This is a genomic window from Clostridium sp. 1001271st1 H5 (assembly GCF_005845215.1).
Classification (GTDB): Bacteria; Bacillota; Clostridia; order Lachnospirales; family Lachnospiraceae; genus Enterocloster.
In genome coordinates this window covers 320,317-335,590 of sequence record NZ_SPHO01000004.1, presented here as the reverse complement: position 1 = coordinate 335,590, position 15,274 = coordinate 320,317, and the positions used below count along the sequence as shown (strand labels likewise).

Annotated in this window: 15 protein-coding genes and 1 pseudogene; 10 read left to right on the top strand and 6 right to left on the bottom strand. The window is 50.9% G+C overall.

Annotated features, from left to right (window positions below; genetic code table 11):
• The 6 genes from FGS84_RS08375 (at position 1) to FGS84_RS08350 (ending at position 6,208) form a co-directional block, all read left to right on the top strand.
• Positions 1 to 1,260: a sporulation protein YqfD gene (locus tag FGS84_RS08375; protein ID WP_138307496.1), complete on the top strand. Its 1,260-nt coding sequence runs from the start codon at positions 1 to 3 to the stop codon at positions 1,258 to 1,260.
• Positions 1,257 to 2,255, top strand: a complete 999-nt coding sequence (locus FGS84_RS08370) for a PhoH family protein (protein ID WP_138307494.1) — start codon at positions 1,257 to 1,259, stop codon at positions 2,253 to 2,255. The genes FGS84_RS08375 and FGS84_RS08370 overlap by 4 nt, the downstream gene beginning before the upstream one ends.
• 20 nt (positions 2,256 to 2,275) lie before the next feature.
• Entirely contained in the window at positions 2,276 to 2,773 is a 498-nt protein-coding gene (ybeY, locus tag FGS84_RS08365) for an rRNA maturation RNase YbeY (RefSeq protein WP_138307492.1), read from the top strand.
• Entirely contained in the window at positions 2,770 to 3,957 is a 1,188-nt protein-coding gene (locus FGS84_RS08360) for a DUF3048 domain-containing protein (protein ID WP_138307490.1), read from the top strand. The genes ybeY and FGS84_RS08360 overlap by 4 nt, the downstream gene beginning before the upstream one ends.
• Before the next feature lie 6 nt (positions 3,958 to 3,963).
• Positions 3,964 to 5,661 carry a polysaccharide biosynthesis protein gene (locus tag FGS84_RS08355; RefSeq protein ID WP_138307488.1) on the top strand — a complete coding sequence of 566 codons (1,698 nt, stop codon included), beginning with the start codon at positions 3,964 to 3,966 and terminating at the stop codon, positions 5,659 to 5,661.
• 148 nt (positions 5,662 to 5,809) lie between these two features.
• Positions 5,810 to 6,208 (top strand): hypothetical protein, encoded by a 399-nt coding sequence (locus tag FGS84_RS08350; RefSeq protein WP_138307486.1) that lies wholly within the window; start codon positions 5,810 to 5,812, stop codon positions 6,206 to 6,208.
• Between the two features lie 11 nt (positions 6,209 to 6,219).
• Here the strand turns inward: FGS84_RS08350 and saoA are convergent, their stop codons facing one another.
• The 6 genes and pseudogenes from saoA to saoT form a co-directional block, all read right to left on the bottom strand.
• Entirely contained in the window at positions 6,220 to 7,065 is an 846-nt protein-coding gene (gene saoA, locus FGS84_RS08345) for an ABC transporter ATP-binding protein SaoA (RefSeq protein WP_138307484.1), read from the bottom strand.
• A gap of 17 nt (positions 7,066 to 7,082) precedes the next feature.
• A pseudogene (gene saoB / locus FGS84_RS08340) lies at positions 7,083 to 7,616 on the bottom strand (ABC transporter substrate-binding (seleno)protein SaoB); the annotation flags it as partial.
• Between the two features lie 15 nt (positions 7,617 to 7,631).
• On the bottom strand, positions 7,632 to 7,862 hold the full coding sequence (locus FGS84_RS08335) for a hypothetical protein (RefSeq protein ID WP_138307480.1): 231 nt from the start codon (positions 7,860 to 7,862) through the stop codon (positions 7,632 to 7,634).
• Positions 7,863 to 7,875: 13 nt separating this feature from the next.
• Positions 7,876 to 8,406 carry a Cys-Cys-COOH (seleno)protein SaoC gene (saoC, locus tag FGS84_RS08330; protein ID WP_171042567.1) on the bottom strand — a complete coding sequence of 177 codons (531 nt, stop codon included), beginning with the start codon at positions 8,404 to 8,406 and terminating at the stop codon, positions 7,876 to 7,878.
• Between the two features lie 7 nt (positions 8,407 to 8,413).
• A complete protein-coding gene (saoE, locus tag FGS84_RS08325; protein WP_243129911.1) occupies positions 8,414 to 9,523 on the bottom strand; it encodes an efflux transporter SaoE in 1,110 nt (369 codons plus the stop codon).
• Positions 9,517 to 9,774, bottom strand: a complete 258-nt coding sequence (gene saoT / locus FGS84_RS31780; protein ID WP_264469615.1) for a thioredoxin-like (seleno)protein SaoT — start codon at positions 9,772 to 9,774, stop codon at positions 9,517 to 9,519. The genes saoE and saoT overlap by 7 nt, the downstream gene beginning before the upstream one ends.
• Before the next feature lie 345 nt (positions 9,775 to 10,119).
• Between saoT and saoP the strand changes: the two genes are divergently transcribed.
• From saoP to FGS84_RS08295, 4 genes are read left to right on the top strand one after another with little or no spacing between them, the layout of a single operon-like run.
• Entirely contained in the window at positions 10,120 to 10,917 is a 798-nt protein-coding gene (gene saoP, locus FGS84_RS08315; protein ID WP_243129913.1) for an ABC transporter permease subunit SaoP, read from the top strand.
• 26 nt (positions 10,918 to 10,943) lie between these two features.
• Entirely contained in the window at positions 10,944 to 12,308 is a 1,365-nt protein-coding gene (gene saoX, locus FGS84_RS31775) for an ABC transporter substrate-binding subunit SaoX (protein WP_279232800.1), read from the top strand.
• Positions 12,309 to 12,334: 26 nt separating this feature from the next.
• Positions 12,335 to 12,964, top strand: coding sequence for a MerB-like organometallic lyase SaoL (gene saoL / locus FGS84_RS08300; RefSeq protein WP_264469614.1), 630 nt, complete (start codon positions 12,335 to 12,337; stop codon positions 12,962 to 12,964).
• A 17-nt stretch (positions 12,965 to 12,981) separates the two neighbouring features.
• A complete protein-coding gene (locus tag FGS84_RS08295; RefSeq protein WP_227146292.1) occupies positions 12,982 to 15,063 on the top strand; it encodes a molybdopterin-dependent oxidoreductase in 2,082 nt (693 codons plus the stop codon).
• Positions 15,064 to 15,274: the final 211 nt, after the last annotated feature.

Genomic DNA, 15,274 nt, shown 5'->3' with positions numbered 1-15,274 from the left:
TTGATTGAATGGCTGTTACATAATTGGGAAGGATATGTAAGACTCCGTCTTCACGGCTATTCTCCGGAACGCTTCCTGAATCTCTGCAATGCCAGAGGTCTGGAGGTATGGGGACTGATTTGCAACCGGGACGGGGATTATGAGTTTTTCATGACTGTGGAAGGGTACCGCCGGGTGAAGCCCCTGGTGCGCAAGGCACAGGTAAGGCTGCACATCACCGGCCGTTTCGGCCTCCCATTTTTTATTTACAGGCACAGGAAACGCTGGTATTACGGGGCGGGAATCATGGCTTTTTTCCTGGTGCTTTATGTTATGTCCCTGTTCATATGGGATATCCAGTTTGAAGGCAATTACAGGTATACCTACGACACCCTGGTCCGTTTTCTGGACACCCAGGACATTGATTACGGTATGCTGAAAGCCAGGATTAACTGCGAGGACCTGGAAGCCTCCATGCGCACAAGTTTTCCCGAGATAACCTGGGTATCTGCCCGGGTGTCAGGCACAAGACTGCTCATCCATATCAAGGAAAACGAGGTGCTGTCCACGATTCCTGAGAAGGACGAGACACCCTGCGACATAGTGGCTGCCCGGTCAGGAGTCATTACCTCCATGGTGGTGCGGCAGGGCATTGCCCAGGTCAGCGTGGGGGATGAGGTGGAGGAGGGACAGGTACTGGTCAGCGGACGCGTCCCCATCATCGGTGACAATGAGGAGGAAATCAATGCCTACATGGTTCACGCGGATGCAGATATCGTGGCAAGGACCGTCAAGCAATATGAGAAGACATTTCCTCTCCTGCACAGGGAACGGGTCCGGACAGGGCGCAGGCGGAGAGGGTGGTACATGAAGGCCGGGGCCTGGTCCTTTACCTTCCTGACCCCTGTGAGGGGACAGGGAGAGTGGGATTATTCCATGGAGGAAAAGCAGCTCAGGCTGTTTTCCAACTATTATCTGCCTGTGTATATAGGCACCATACAGGGCCGGGAGATGGCATCCTATGAGCGGAATTACAGGGAAGATGAGCTGAAGGAGCTGTCCAAAGCCATAAATTACCAATTTGTCAAAAATTTAGAGGAAAAGGGGGTACAAATTCTTGAAAATAATGATAGAATAGAAACAAGTGTTTCTGAATGCCGTCTGACGGGAGAACTTGTGACAGAGGAATCCATTGTTAAGACACAGCCGGCAGCAGAGCCTGACAAGAATTCCGGCGGGGAGCCGGGAGAAAAACCAGAGGAGACAATGACTGCTGAATGAGTGTAATTGAGACAATGATTGACATTCCCGCAGAGCATGAGAGGAATGTCTGCGGACAATTTGACACCTACTTAAAGAAAATAGAGCGCACCCTGCATGTGACCATGATTGCCAGGGACGGCGAAATAAAAATCATCGGACCGGAGAAAACCATAGGCCAGGCCAAAAGCGTGTTCAACAACCTGATTGAGCTGTCCAGGAGAGGCAATACCATCACGGAACAGAACGTGGACTACGCCCTGTCCCTGTCTTTCACGGAGAATGACGGACAGCTTCTGGAGATTGACAAGGACATCATATGCCGGACCATATCCGGCAAACCGGTGAAGCCAAAGACACTGGGACAAAAACACTATGTGGATGCCATCCGCAAGAAGATGATTGTGTTCGGCATCGGACCTGCCGGTACGGGAAAGACATACCTTGCCATGGCCATGGCCATCCAGGCTTTTAAAAACGGAGAGGTGGGGCGCATCATCCTTACCAGGCCGGCCATTGAGGCCGGCGAGAAGCTGGGATTTCTGCCGGGCGACCTCCAGAGCAAGATTGACCCCTACCTTCGTCCTCTTTACGACGCCCTGTACCAGATTATGGGAGCGGAGAGCTATCTCCATAATTCAGAAAAGGGGCTGATAGAGGTGGCGCCCCTGGCTTACATGAGGGGAAGGACCCTGGACAATGCCTACATCATCCTGGATGAGGCCCAGAACACCACTCCGGCACAGATGAAGATGTTCCTTACCAGAATCGGTTTTGGTTCCAAGGTCATCATAACAGGGGACCAGACCCAGAAGGACCTTCCGGGCGGCGCTGTTTCCGGTCTGGACACAGCCCTTAAGGTGCTGAAACGGATAGATGACATTGGTTTCTGTTACCTGACCAGTTCCGATGTGGTGCGCCATCCCCTGGTGCAGAAAATTGTACAGGCCTACGAGACTTATGAACAGAAGAATACCCCGCCCCCAGGACGGCGCAGGATACGGGAGCGGAATTAATCCGCCAAGGAGATAAGACCATGACCATTTCAATTGAATATGAAGCAGAGAAGGTACTGGATTTGCCCTACCGGGAAATCATTGAGGACATTGTGCTGGCTGCCCTGGATTATGAGGGCTGTCCCTACGAGGCAGAGGTCAGTGTCATTCTTACGGACAATGACGCCATACAGGAAATCAACCGGGAGCACCGTCAGATTGACGCCCCAACGGACGTGCTGTCCTTTCCCATGGTGGATTACGGGACGCCGTCGGATTTTGACCATGTGGAGGACGCCGTGGAGGATTATTTCAATCCTGAGACCGGCGAACTGATGCTGGGCGACATTGTGATTTCCGTGGACAAGGTGGAGGAGCAGGCTGGGAAATACGGCCATTCCCAGACCAGGGAGCTGGCTTTCCTGACAGCCCACAGCATGCTCCATCTGTTTGGCTACGACCACATGGAGGACGGCGAACGGCTGGTGATGGAAGAAAAACAGAAAGAGATACTGGAAACCAGGGGGTATACAAGATGAGAAACGGGTTCAGAAGGATGGCAATCAGTTGGACGGCAGGGCTTACCATGTCAGTACTGGCCATGGCAGTGATGTTAACGGGCTGCGCAAAGGAGGCCAGCGTGGAAGTGACCACGGCTTTGGAGACTTCTGCCGCCGCTGAGGCCACTGAACCCGATATTATCATCCGGTCGGACCCCGAGACCACAAAAGAGGATACCGGAAGCCTGCCGGATTATTATCTTCCTGAGGAACGGACAGAGGAGGGCGGAATGATACGCAGCTACCTGACCGGCCAGATGGTGGAAGCTGCCAGGGGAAACCGCCGGCCCGCTGCCGTGATGATGAGCAATGACAAGGAGGCCAGGCCCCAGTACGGCATGAACCGTGCAGGCGTTGTCTATGAGGCGCCTGTGGAGGGCGGCATGAACCGGTATATGGCCCTTATAGAGGATTATGACGGTCTGGAGCGCATAGGCTCGGTGCGCAGCTGCCGGACCTATTACACCTATTTTGCCAGGGAATTTGACGCCATCTATGTCCACTACGGCCAGAGCACCTTTGCCAAGCCGTATCTGAAGAACGTGGACAATATCAATGGTCTGGATGCCATCGGCGGCCTGGCCTTTTACCGCACAAAGGACAAGAAGTCGCCCCATAACGCGTATACCAGCGGGGACAGGATTACTGCCTCTATTGAGAAGCTGGGGTACACCCAGTCCTATGACCCTTCCTACCAGGGCCATTATCTCTTTGCCAGGGACGGCAGGGAAGCGTCCCTTGAACAGCGTCCCGGAGTCATGGATGCAGGCACGGTAAAGACCGGCTACATGATGAACCAGGCATACTTTGTATATGACCCCTCGGACGGGCTGTACCACCGTTACCAGTACGGCGGAATCCACCAGGGGGACGAAGGCCCCGTTGCAGTGAAGAACGTGATTTTCCAGTACTGCCAGACCGGCCATTACGCCACTACGGATTATCTGGATATCAATGTACATACCACGGAATGCGGGTATTTTATGACAGACGGCAAAGCGATTCCCATTAACTGGGAGAAGGACGGCGAGTTCGGCGCCACCCGTTATTATGATACCAATCACGATGAAGTTGTGCTGAATCAGGGAAAGACCTGGGTCTGCATTATTCCCACCAGGGATTTTGCCAAGTCGGAAATTATGGGAAATGAGGATACACAGTAAAAAGACATGAATCCAAGGACAAGCAGGAAAAAAACCAGGAAACAGAAAGCAGCTGATTTTGTCATACAGGGAAGCATCCTGGCCATGGCCGGTATCGTGGTGCGCATCATAGGCATGCTCTACCGGATGCCCCTTAACGACATTATCGGAAAACAGGGAAACGGATATTATACATCGGCCTTTAATGTGTATAATATCCTCCTTATATTATCCTCCTACAGCATGCCGGTGGCAGTATCCAAGATGATATCCGCCCGGCTGGCCAGGGGAGAGCACAGAAATTGCAGCCGCATCTTAAAAGCGGCTCTTATTTATGCCACGGTGGTGGGAGGCGTGGCGGCAGTGGTCCTGTGGTTTGGGGCGGATTTGTTCGCAGAACTTATCAAGACGCCTTTCAGCCGCTATGCGCTTAAGACCCTGGCGCCCACCATCTGGATTATGGCATATCTGGGAGTGCTCAGGGGATATTTCCAGGGAACAGGCACCATGGTGCCCACGGCAGTGTCCCAGATTTTAGAACAGATAGTCAATGCAGTGGTCAGCGTGGTTGCGGCCGGAATCCTCTTTGGGGTGGGCTCGTCCATCAATGCTGCCCGGGGCGCCAAGGATTATTCCTATGCGCTGGGTGCTGCAGGCGGCACCATTGGAACCGGAGCGGGCGCGCTCACGGCCTTTTTGTTTTTCATATGCCTTACTGCCTCCAGAGGGCGGGAGAGAAGGCAGCTGGTCCGGGAGGACAGGTCAGGGAGGACGGAGAGCTACCGCAGGATTTTCTACGTGCTCACCATCACCGTACTGCCCATTGTTATCAGCAGCGGCATCTACAACTGCTCCAATGTGGTGGACAATTACCTGTTTGGACAGGGCATGGATAAGCTGGGCTATCTGGAGGATTCCATCGCCACCTACTGGGGCGTGCTGGGCCAGTACCAGCTGTTGTTCAACATACCGGTGGCTGTTTCCAATGCCCTTTCTTCTTCCCTGATACCATCCCTCACAAGGGCAGTGGCAAACAGGAACAGAAGGGAGAAGCTGGAGCGGATTGCCACCTCCATCCGTTTCTCCCTGCTGATTGCCATTCCGGCCGCAGTGGGAATCACGGTGCTGGCAAAGCCGGTTTGCAACCTGCTGTTTATCAGCGAGGACAATGCCATGCTGATACGGCTCTCCATGGCTGGTTCCCTGGCCGTGGTATTTTATTCCCTGTCAACGGTTACAAACGCCATTCTCCAGGGACTGAACCACATGGACGTGCCCATACGCCATGCAGTCATTGCTCTGGTCATTCACGTGGCAGTGCTGGAGGTATTTCTCATGGTGCTGAAGATGGGAATTTACAGCGTGGTGTTCGCCAATATTATGTTCGCCTTTGTGATGTGTCTCTTAAACGGACACGCCATTGCCAGATTTGCCAGATATAAGCAGGAATACAAGAGGACCCTTATCCTGCCTTCAATATGCGCCGGATTCATGGGAGCTGCTGCTTACGGGGTATACAGAGCCATCTACGCCCTGCTTCCGGACCGGCTGATGGGGGGCAGGACCGGCATGGCCATCGTGGTATTTCCCTCCGTGGCAGTGGCCATCCTGGTCTACGCCGTGCTCCTTGTAAGGTTCAGGGCAGTGGAGGAAGAGGAGCTTAAGGGCATGCCGGGAGGAAGGAGACTGGTACGGCTTTTGAACCGTTTCCGGCTTCTGGGATAGGATGCATGGGATGCATGGGAAAAGAGTGATGGAAAATTTGAGAATTCATGATTAAAACTGGATTAGAAAGCAGATACTAACCTTAAAGCGGCTTACGGCGCCATGCCGACCGGGTATGGCGGGGCGGAGCCAGCGAGGAGGTTAGTTCATGAAGAAGCTATTATACTGCTTTGCCCTGTTTGCAGTTACATCGGTTGTGTGTCTGATTGTTGCATACGGGATTACCCGATATAGCGTTAGGCAGGAACAGGCAGTTCCCAATACGGTCATTGAAACGGAGACTGTCAATGATGTGGATGACAGGGCCGCCATGAACCAGGAACAGGTAAAGCCAATACTGGAAAGCGTTTCTCCGGCAGAAGAATACTATCTTGTGTCGGAGTCCGGCTTTCTCCTGGTATTCTGCAGTGACCGCAGCACCATCTGTCTTTACACCCATATCCCTATTACGGATTTTCCGGAAAAGGAGAGGGAAAAGCTGATGGAGGGCATATGGTTTCCGTCCATGATGGACGTATACCACTATCTGGAATCCTATACAAGCTGACAAGGTCCAGCCTATGCGGTGGCCAGATGTTCCTTTTTTTTCTTTTCATTTTTCTGGATAAAGTCTAAAAGGTCCTCGTCCTCGGAATTCTTCACATCACCATTCAGGGCGGAACTGAGCACCTGGGTGAGCTCATCCATGTAATGGTGATAGACTACGCTGGTCCTGTCATGGGGGCGTGGGATGTCTATGGTGATGTCGGCCAGTATTTTTCCTTTTTCCCTGGACATGACGATGACGCGGTCGCTGAGATAGACTGCCTCGTCCACATCGTGGGTAACCATTAAGGCCGTGGTCTTTTTTGCCTGAAGCATCTGCTCCAGCTGTTTTTGAAGCAGCTGCCGCATCTGGAAATCCACTGCCCCCAGGGGCTCGTCCAGGAGCAGGACCTCAGGGTCGCAGGCAAGGGCGCGCAGCAGGGCCACACGCTGTTTCATTCCGCCGGATATCTCATGGATATAGTAGTTGGCATAGTCCTGGAGCTGCGCCATTTCAAGAAGCTCCTTCAGGCGCTGTTCACGCTGTGTCTTTGGTATCTTTCTCTTTTTCATGGGATAGAGAATGTTTTCACCCACCTTCAGCCATGGAAGGAGGGCATAATTTTGGAATACAAAGGCACGGTCAGGACCGGGCTTTGTCACTTCACGGTTATTTACAAAAATTCTGCCGCTGTCCCGCGGCTGAAAACCCGCAATAATAGTAAGGGTGGTTGTTTTGCCGCAGCCGGAAGGACCTAACAGGGAAACGAATTCCCCGTCCCTGACTTCAAAGCTGATATCTGACAGAACAACAGTCCTTTCTTTGGCGCCGCGTTTGCTCTCAAAACTCTTGCTGAGTTCCTGCACAGTGATAGACATAATAATCTTCCTTTCTTTTAAATTCCCAAGAATTTGATGTGGACGGAATCCGGAAGAATCCCGTCAGCATTTATGACCTCAGAAAATGTTCCGGTCCGGTTTAAAGCCCGGACTGTTTTGTTATAGGCATCCACAAATTTCAGGAAGGGTTCCGTGTCCGCCACGTCTCTGCGCACAACCAGTACATAGGAGATATAGTCCTCGTCTGATATGGGCGCAATGGTTACTCCGGGCACCAGGACTGCTTTGGTGACATCCATGACCGCGGCGTCAATCTGCCCTGTTTCAAGGGAATATCCCAGAACCCTGGGACTAATTTCCGAGATTTCAGTAATCTGCGGATAGGCTTCCGACACCATCTTCGACAGATGCCTGCGGCCCTGGCTGATGCCTATGTGGGATACATGTTCCATATCCGTGCCGCTGTAAATCATCACATCTGAATTCATGATGACAGGGGCGTATATCATGAACCGTTTGTCCTCAATCAGATGGTATGCCATGTGACTGCAGTAAAATGCAACGTCAATTTCCTCTGAGCGTAAAGCCCATTGTGCGGTATTGTTTCAGCAGTCGTTGAATTCAAAGGATTCAACGGCTGTTTTTCCCTGGACCGTGTTGCTGCCGCAGTGTCTTAAAGTCTCATCCATCAGATAACCGGATATATCGTCTCCGGCTCCGACGCGCAGCAGGCCCCGGTCTGTTCCTGTGTTATCCTTAGGAAAAAGGAATATTGCAAGGAAACAGACGGTGAAGACGGCTGCTGTACACAGCAGGGCTTTTAGGGATGGGTTCATATGAATGCTCCTTTCAACAGCAGTTATCCATGCCGTCGCCGAATAAATCCTTTGGCTGTCCGTCGATGATGCGGTAAATGGCATATCCGGCCTGTCCGTTTTTTTCACCGGAGATGATAAATTCCATTTCGCCTTCATTGTCTATGTTCTTAAATTGTATGCCCTGGTTTTCAATGGGCGCAGGGATAGGGTCGGTATAAACATAACCGCCGCTGTCCTGGCCAATGGCAGTTACGAAGCGGACCAGGGAATCTTCTTTATAAATAACAAGCAGGTCAGGTATCCCGTCGTCCGTCACATCCTCCTCACAGGCCAGATAAATTTCCCGGTTGGGAAACTCCTTTTTAAAGATAAGCAGAGCCTGGTTGTCCTCCTCCACAGCAGGGGCAAAGGCCAGTCTGCGGCGTCCGGTATTTGTTTCTTCTGTCTGCTTCCGGAGATATTTGCTGGCTGAAAAAGCAAGAAAGCAGACGGATAAAAGTAGGATGGTGTACAGGGAAATCCGTTTGTATGGGGTCAGCTTTTTTGTTTTTTTACTCATCATTCGTCTCCTAAACCATTTCAGCAGCCTGGCTGCCAAGCTGTTTTTTTATGATTCGCGCCAGCGCCACACATGCATAGATAACCAGGACAAAGCTGCACAGGTATTTCAGCCACAGGGGCGCAGTGAAAATCAGTTTATTGGCAGCCCGGATTGTCTTCTGGGAGGCGTCAAAATCCAGAACAGGCTTAAAACCGGGCATAAGCAGCTGGTTTGTGATGTATCCCACAATATTGGAAATGACAGTCACCATGAAAAAGTACATAATCATGGCCCGTTTTCCAATGGTCCGGTGAATGGTAAGCAGCTCCGGTATATTAGTGGAAGCGCCTGCCATTAAAAATGTGATTGCGACCCCGGGAGCAGCGCCGCTGGCCACAAGGGCCGCGATAAAGGGGATATGACCCACCGCGCACACATACATGAGGGCGGCCACCACCGTGATTCCAAAAAGGGAGATGATTCCCGGATTCCCCAGATAGGTCTGCACGGCTGACTGGGGGAATATATTGAAAATCAGGCCGGCAATGAGCATTCCGCTTACCGCATATTTACATACGGTGACAGACAGCTCGGTAAAGGACCACTTCAGTCCGGACAGCAGCTTGTCCTTAAAAGAGGCTGGTTCCTCTTCCAGGAGGATTATGGGCTGTCCGGTCTGTTCACCGATACCCGGCATATGAAGCTCGCTGCCTGCGAATCTGTTTGCAACCATACCGATGAGCATGGGAGCCACAAATCCGGTGATTACATATATAATGGTAATTTCTTTTCCTAAAAGTCCCCAGCAGAGAATCACTGCAATGGGATTAATCATGGGGGAGGATGTCATGAATGCCAGTGTGGGGCCCAGATAGGCGCCTGAATAGTACAGGCTGATTCCCAGGGGTATGGTTCCGCAGCTGCATATGGGAATCAGCATACCGAACACAGTGACCCAGAATACGCCGGAAACCCTGGATGAACAGATGGAGCTTTTTTTCATCTTTTCAGGGCTCAGAAATTCATGTAAAGCTCCGGCAATGGCAAAGCTTATGACCATCCAGACCGAGGAACTGTTCAGCATATTAAGTGCGGAGTAACAGACATGGAAGATAAACGCAAAGAATTCATTTAACAAGATTGTATTGCCTCCTCAAATGCCGCGGTTATGGATTCACGGCTTAATTTCTTTATGGCCCTGGATTCATTAATGACCAGCATGCTTTTGGTTACCGCACCGTATTTCTTGATATAATCGAAGTCTCTGCCGGTTTTATATATGACGACTTCCAGCCTTCCTTCATATTCTTTCTTTAAGGATTCAACGAACCCAATGTAAACCTCGCATCATGCACATGCGCAAATGTATTCAATACATGGTCTGTTCATGGCAGCTTTCCCCCTTTTTTACTTGTATTTTTTTCCATTCGGAGGAATTATAACATAATAAGCGGCTGAAAGAAACACGTATAGAAATATAGTATGGATGAGGGCGGGGGCATAGATAATTCCGTTGGTTTCAGGATGGAAATACCTATAAAAATGGCGTGGGAAATAGCGGAAAAAGGGGGATTTGTTTATTCTATGGACAGGGGAAAATGAATAGAGATTAACTATTATACATCTCTGAAAAGCCATGGTAAACTCATATCGTTATGAAGAAATTACCAGTGAGGAGGTGAAAAAATGGAGGAAAAGCATAAGCTTAACAGTCAGGAAAGGCAGGTTAACAGGATGATTACGGGCGTCAGAAGACAGGACAGGCGAAACTGGAAAAAGCTGTCGGGAGAAGGATTTAATTATTATACTCCTGCAGCCGTGGCAGTGATAGCGGTCATATGGTTTTTCGGCGCTCATATAACGAATAACTTTTTCATATTCCCTACCTTAGAGAGTGTGGTTTACAGCGTATTCGACAGCCTTCGGGATTTATATGTCCTGCGCAATATAGGAATAACCATGAGACGCGTGCTGACAGGCGTCATGTATGCCTGTCTGATTGGATTTCCCATAGGCCTGCTGATGGGGTATTCCCCCAAACTGATGAAAGCCATAGCGCCGTTCATCAATTCCCTGCGCCAGGTGCCGATTATGGCGTGGGTTCCCCTTTCCATTGTATGGTTTGGCCTGGGCGACGGACCTACGATTTTTATGATTGCCTTCAGCGGGGTATTTACCCTTATCCTGAATACGATTGCAGGAGTACAGGATATCAGCCGGGATTATTACCACGCAGTGAGAAGCATGGGTGCGAGCACATGGGACGTAATCAGGGATGTAATCATGCCGGGCGCCTTACCGGGAGTGATTACAGGCATAAGACTGGCTATCAGCGCGGGATGGATGTCCGTCATATGAGCGGAGTTCATCGCGACGAGTGCCGGGTTCGGTTACTGTATGGTAGAGGCGCAAGGCCGTATGAGGACGGATGTCATGATGGCGTACATGATTATTGCAGGACTGATAGGCTTTGTGATTGACAAGGGGATGCTGCTGATTGAGTCAATCCTCTTAAAATGGAAAGTGGATTAATACTTTATAATTGAAGGAGCGGACAAATGAAAAAGAAAAGAGTGTTTTCAAGCGTCCTTGCAATCGGAGTGCTGGTAACGGCGCTGGCGGGGTGCAAGGACAGTACTCAGACAAGTGTGACCGTTTCCACCGACTATGACCCTGTTGTGGAGGCCGCCAAATATAAGGATATACTTGGCGAGATTCCGGCAGCGGATAAGGATTTTGTGGTGGAGATGGGATATAACAACTGCGACCACATGGTGGCGGCGCTTGTGGGGCAGGGAGCGGGAATCTATGACGCCCTGGGACTGAAGGTCAATATTACGAAGACAGGCAAGATTGCAGAGGCCATGTCTTCAGGTGAAATGGATGTCGGGTATCTGGGAATTGACAGCGCCATTGACGCATCCAAGAACGGAGCACCGCTTTATATGGCGGCTGCGAACCATCTGGGAGGTTCCCGGTATCTGGTTGTGAGCAATGATATTACCGACCCGGAGCAGCTTAAGGGACAGAAGCTTGCCATCGGAGGCGAGAGCGTTAAATACCGTCCGGAGTGGCACACATGGGCGGAGGAACTGGGCTTGTCCCCGGACCCGGCAGACGGGGAATACGAAGCTATCTCCATGGGTTCGTCCGATGCACTGATAGCGATGAAGGCAGGTCAGCTGGCTGCCTTTACCTGCTGAGACCCCTATGCCTCACAGGCAGAGTCCGAAGGTATCGGACATATTATGTGTACAGGATGGGGAGCTGATATCTCCTCTGATAAGGAAACAGGATGGGGTATGTGCTGCGTATATGCAATGCAGCAGGATTTTGCCAAGGAACATGAAGAACTGGCCAAGAGACTTGTACTGGCTCACGGGCTTGCCATACAGTATATGTATCTTCACCCGTACAATGCATCCATGATTTTTGCGGATACATTTGGCACCACGCAGATTGTCGGACTCAGAACCATGTACATGAAATGCGTAAAAGAAGGACGCACCATTACATGGGAATTCAGCGAGGATAATATCAAAAACCGTTTCGCCCAGTATGACAAATTCAATATTGACCCGGAACAGAGGACAAGCCTTGACACGCTGGAAGAGTTCTGCCAGCCGGAGTGGGTGGAAAAGGCCAATCTGGGAAGCTTTGATGTGTTCGCGCAGTCCATTGATTTGGATAAGAATTTCCCCTTGGGAATGGAGTACGAGGACTGGCTGAAAAAGGCAATGGAAATTGACCACATCACGGACGAGCAGCTTGCACAGGATGCTGCAAAGGCAGCGGAAGGCCATGAGGCACAGCTGAAGGCGGAGCAGGAAGCGCGTGATAAAAAGGCGGCGGAGCAGGCGGCTGAGAAAGCGGCTGAGAAAGCGGCAGAGACAACGGCCGGACAGAGCGACCATAAACATTAAGAAAAAACAAGCACAAGAGAGGATGTATGGATTTGGGACAGAATGTTCAGGCAAAGTTTAATGAAAAGCAGAATGAGGTACGTATTGCCATCATGAACTTCATAATTGATAATAAGAGGCCCTTTCATATGAAACAGGACGGGTATGAGGCACTAAAGGGAATAAGCCTTTCCGGCAAGGATGAATTTGAGGACATTTTGGATGTCCTTCACTCCAGGGATGGTTTTTCCGCGGATGAGGAGGGGAACATCAACTTCATTTATCCGGTATCCGCACTGCCCACTGCGCACCGCGTCACACTTGCCGATGGCAGGGAATTCTCGGCCATGTGCGCCATAGATGCCATTGGAGCCACGTTTACGTTTCATGAGGATACGCAGATTCATTCATCCTGCTGTGTATGCGGAAATGATGTGTATGTGGAAATGAAAAACGGGGAGTGCGCAAAACATCGGCCTGAAGGCTTATATGCGCTCTCCTTCTGTCTGGAGGAGATAACCAACTGGGCAGGTTCGTGCTGAAACGCCATGAATTTCTTCTGTACGGAGAACGAGTTTGACGAATATGCACATGATATGGGGCTTGATATGGAAAAGGTAATCAAAGCAGATATCAGCCTTGCAGTAAAGGAAGCAAGGGAGACGTTCCTTGTATAAAAAGGGGTGTGACTGGGATGGAAAAAAGAGGTGTATGCGGGATGTGCCACAATAAATGTGATATAGTGGCAACCCTGGAATCCGGAAAGCTTGTAAAGGTGGAGGCGGATTCCCAATCCCCCAGGGGACGGGTCTGTCCCCGTGGGAAGAAATCGCCGGAAATTGTGTACAGCCATAAAAGGATACTGCATCCTCTGATTCGGTGCGGGGAAAAAGGAGAAGGAACCTTCCGCCGCGCCACATGGGATGAGGCCCTTACATATGCGGCCAGGGGGTTTCTGGATATAATCAGGGAACATGGGCCTGAGGCACTGGCCAGCTATTACGGCGGGAGCGGGCTGGAAGACAGTATGTGTGCAAATGCAGGTCTGTTCCGGGTGTTCGGCTCGCCCAACGATATGGGGCCGGGCTCCATCTGCAATACCTCCTCCTGCGTGTTCACGCCCCTGACCACCTATGGCGTCACAGAGGCCATGCTGGTAAAAGATATCGGGCACAGTGAAATCATTTTTTGCTGGGGTAAAAACCCAAAGACGGATTCCGGTCCGCTGTCCGCCTACCGGGCCATTGCGGATGCAAAGAAACGGGGTGCGAAACTGGTTGTCATAGACCCATGCAAGGCAGGGATGGGAGAAATGGCTGATATATGGGTGCCAATCATCCCAGGAGCCGACGGGGCCCTTGCAATGGCCATGACAAAGCTGATACTGGAGAGACATCTGTACGACGAAGGGTTTGTAAAGAATTATACCAGAGGATTTGAAGCTTATAAAGCGTACCTGGATACCCTGTCCGTTGGCCGGCTTTCAAAGTACTGCGGAATACCGGTTCAGACCATAGAGGAGCTTACCCGGCTGTTTGTCTCAACGGAGAAGATAAGCCTTGTTTCATATACCGGGCTGGAATATCAGCTCAGCGGAGTGCAGAATAACCGCGCCATCCAGATTCTGTGGGCCATAACAGGCAAGGTGGATGTGGAGGGCGGCATCTATATTAACGGGTCCGCAATTCCCACTGTAAAACCGGCGCCAAAGCAGGAAATCATGCCTGTTGGGGCGGATAAATACCCGGTATTCTATGCCCTGACCGGATGCGGCCAGTTCATGGAATTCCCCAATGCAGTGCTTCACGGTGAGCCGTATCCGGTCAGAGGACTTTTAATCCGGGCGGCATCACCTGCCATTTCCTACCCGGAACAGGAGCTGTGGCGCCAGGTATACAGGAAACTGGATTTCATGGTGGTCCTGGACCGCTTTATGACTGAGGATGCAAGGTATGCGGATGTGGTATTGCCCGCCACCACGCTGTGGGAAAATGATTCATTCTGCGAATATCCGGGCGGCATACGTCTGAGGGAACAGATAATCGGGCCTGTAGGGGAAGCAAAGGCGGATGTGTTCATTTACCAGCAGCTGGCGGAATATATGGGCAGGCCGGATGCATTCCCGAAGAATAAGGAAGAGCTCTATGAACGGGCCTTTAAAGGCAGGGAAGCCCTTTTTAAGCGGCTGAAAGAGCATCCCGAGGGCATTGTACTTGAAAAGAAGCGGACCTACAGGAAATATGAGACAGGTGAACTCAGGGCCGACGGCGGGAAGGGATTCCCCACCCCCTCCGGCAAGTTTGAGATATCGTCCACGCTATTGGAGGATATGGGGTATACGGGATATCCTGTTTATAAGGATATAAGCGGGGTGGCGGGATTAAAAGACGGATTTGAGTTTGTCATGACATGCGGTAACAGAAGTCCGGTCAGATACAGTTCCTTTGGCCCCAATATAGAGGCGCTGGCAGTCCTTGACCCATATCCAACAGCAGATATTGACCCTTCGGACGCCGGACGCATGGGTATAGAAGACGGATGCAAAGTGGATGTGGAGACTGCCTTTGGTACAAAGCGGTTCCGGGCCAGAATCACGCCCATGCATCCGGGGACAATCCATGTGTTTTCGGGGGGCGGAAGCAGCTATCATTCAAAGGAGTGGAGAGAGGGCAATATCAATGATGTAAACAGCATGAAAATCAGGGATGAGGTATCCGGTTTTCCTGCTTTTAAGGCCATTCCGTGCAGAATCAGCAAATCCCGGATTCAGGATTGACAGATGGCGCGGCGTCTGCACGGACAGAGTGAAACGTAAACAGCAAAAGGCCGGATATAAATCAGAGGGACTGGATTTCCACGTTGGGAATCCGGTCCTTTTTGCAGAATCCAGGATTGTATGCGGTCCAATCCTGTAAATAGGCGCCGTAAATAACAGGAAACAGTTGAAATGTCACGGAAAAACATATAAAATGGGGTGTAAACTTAAG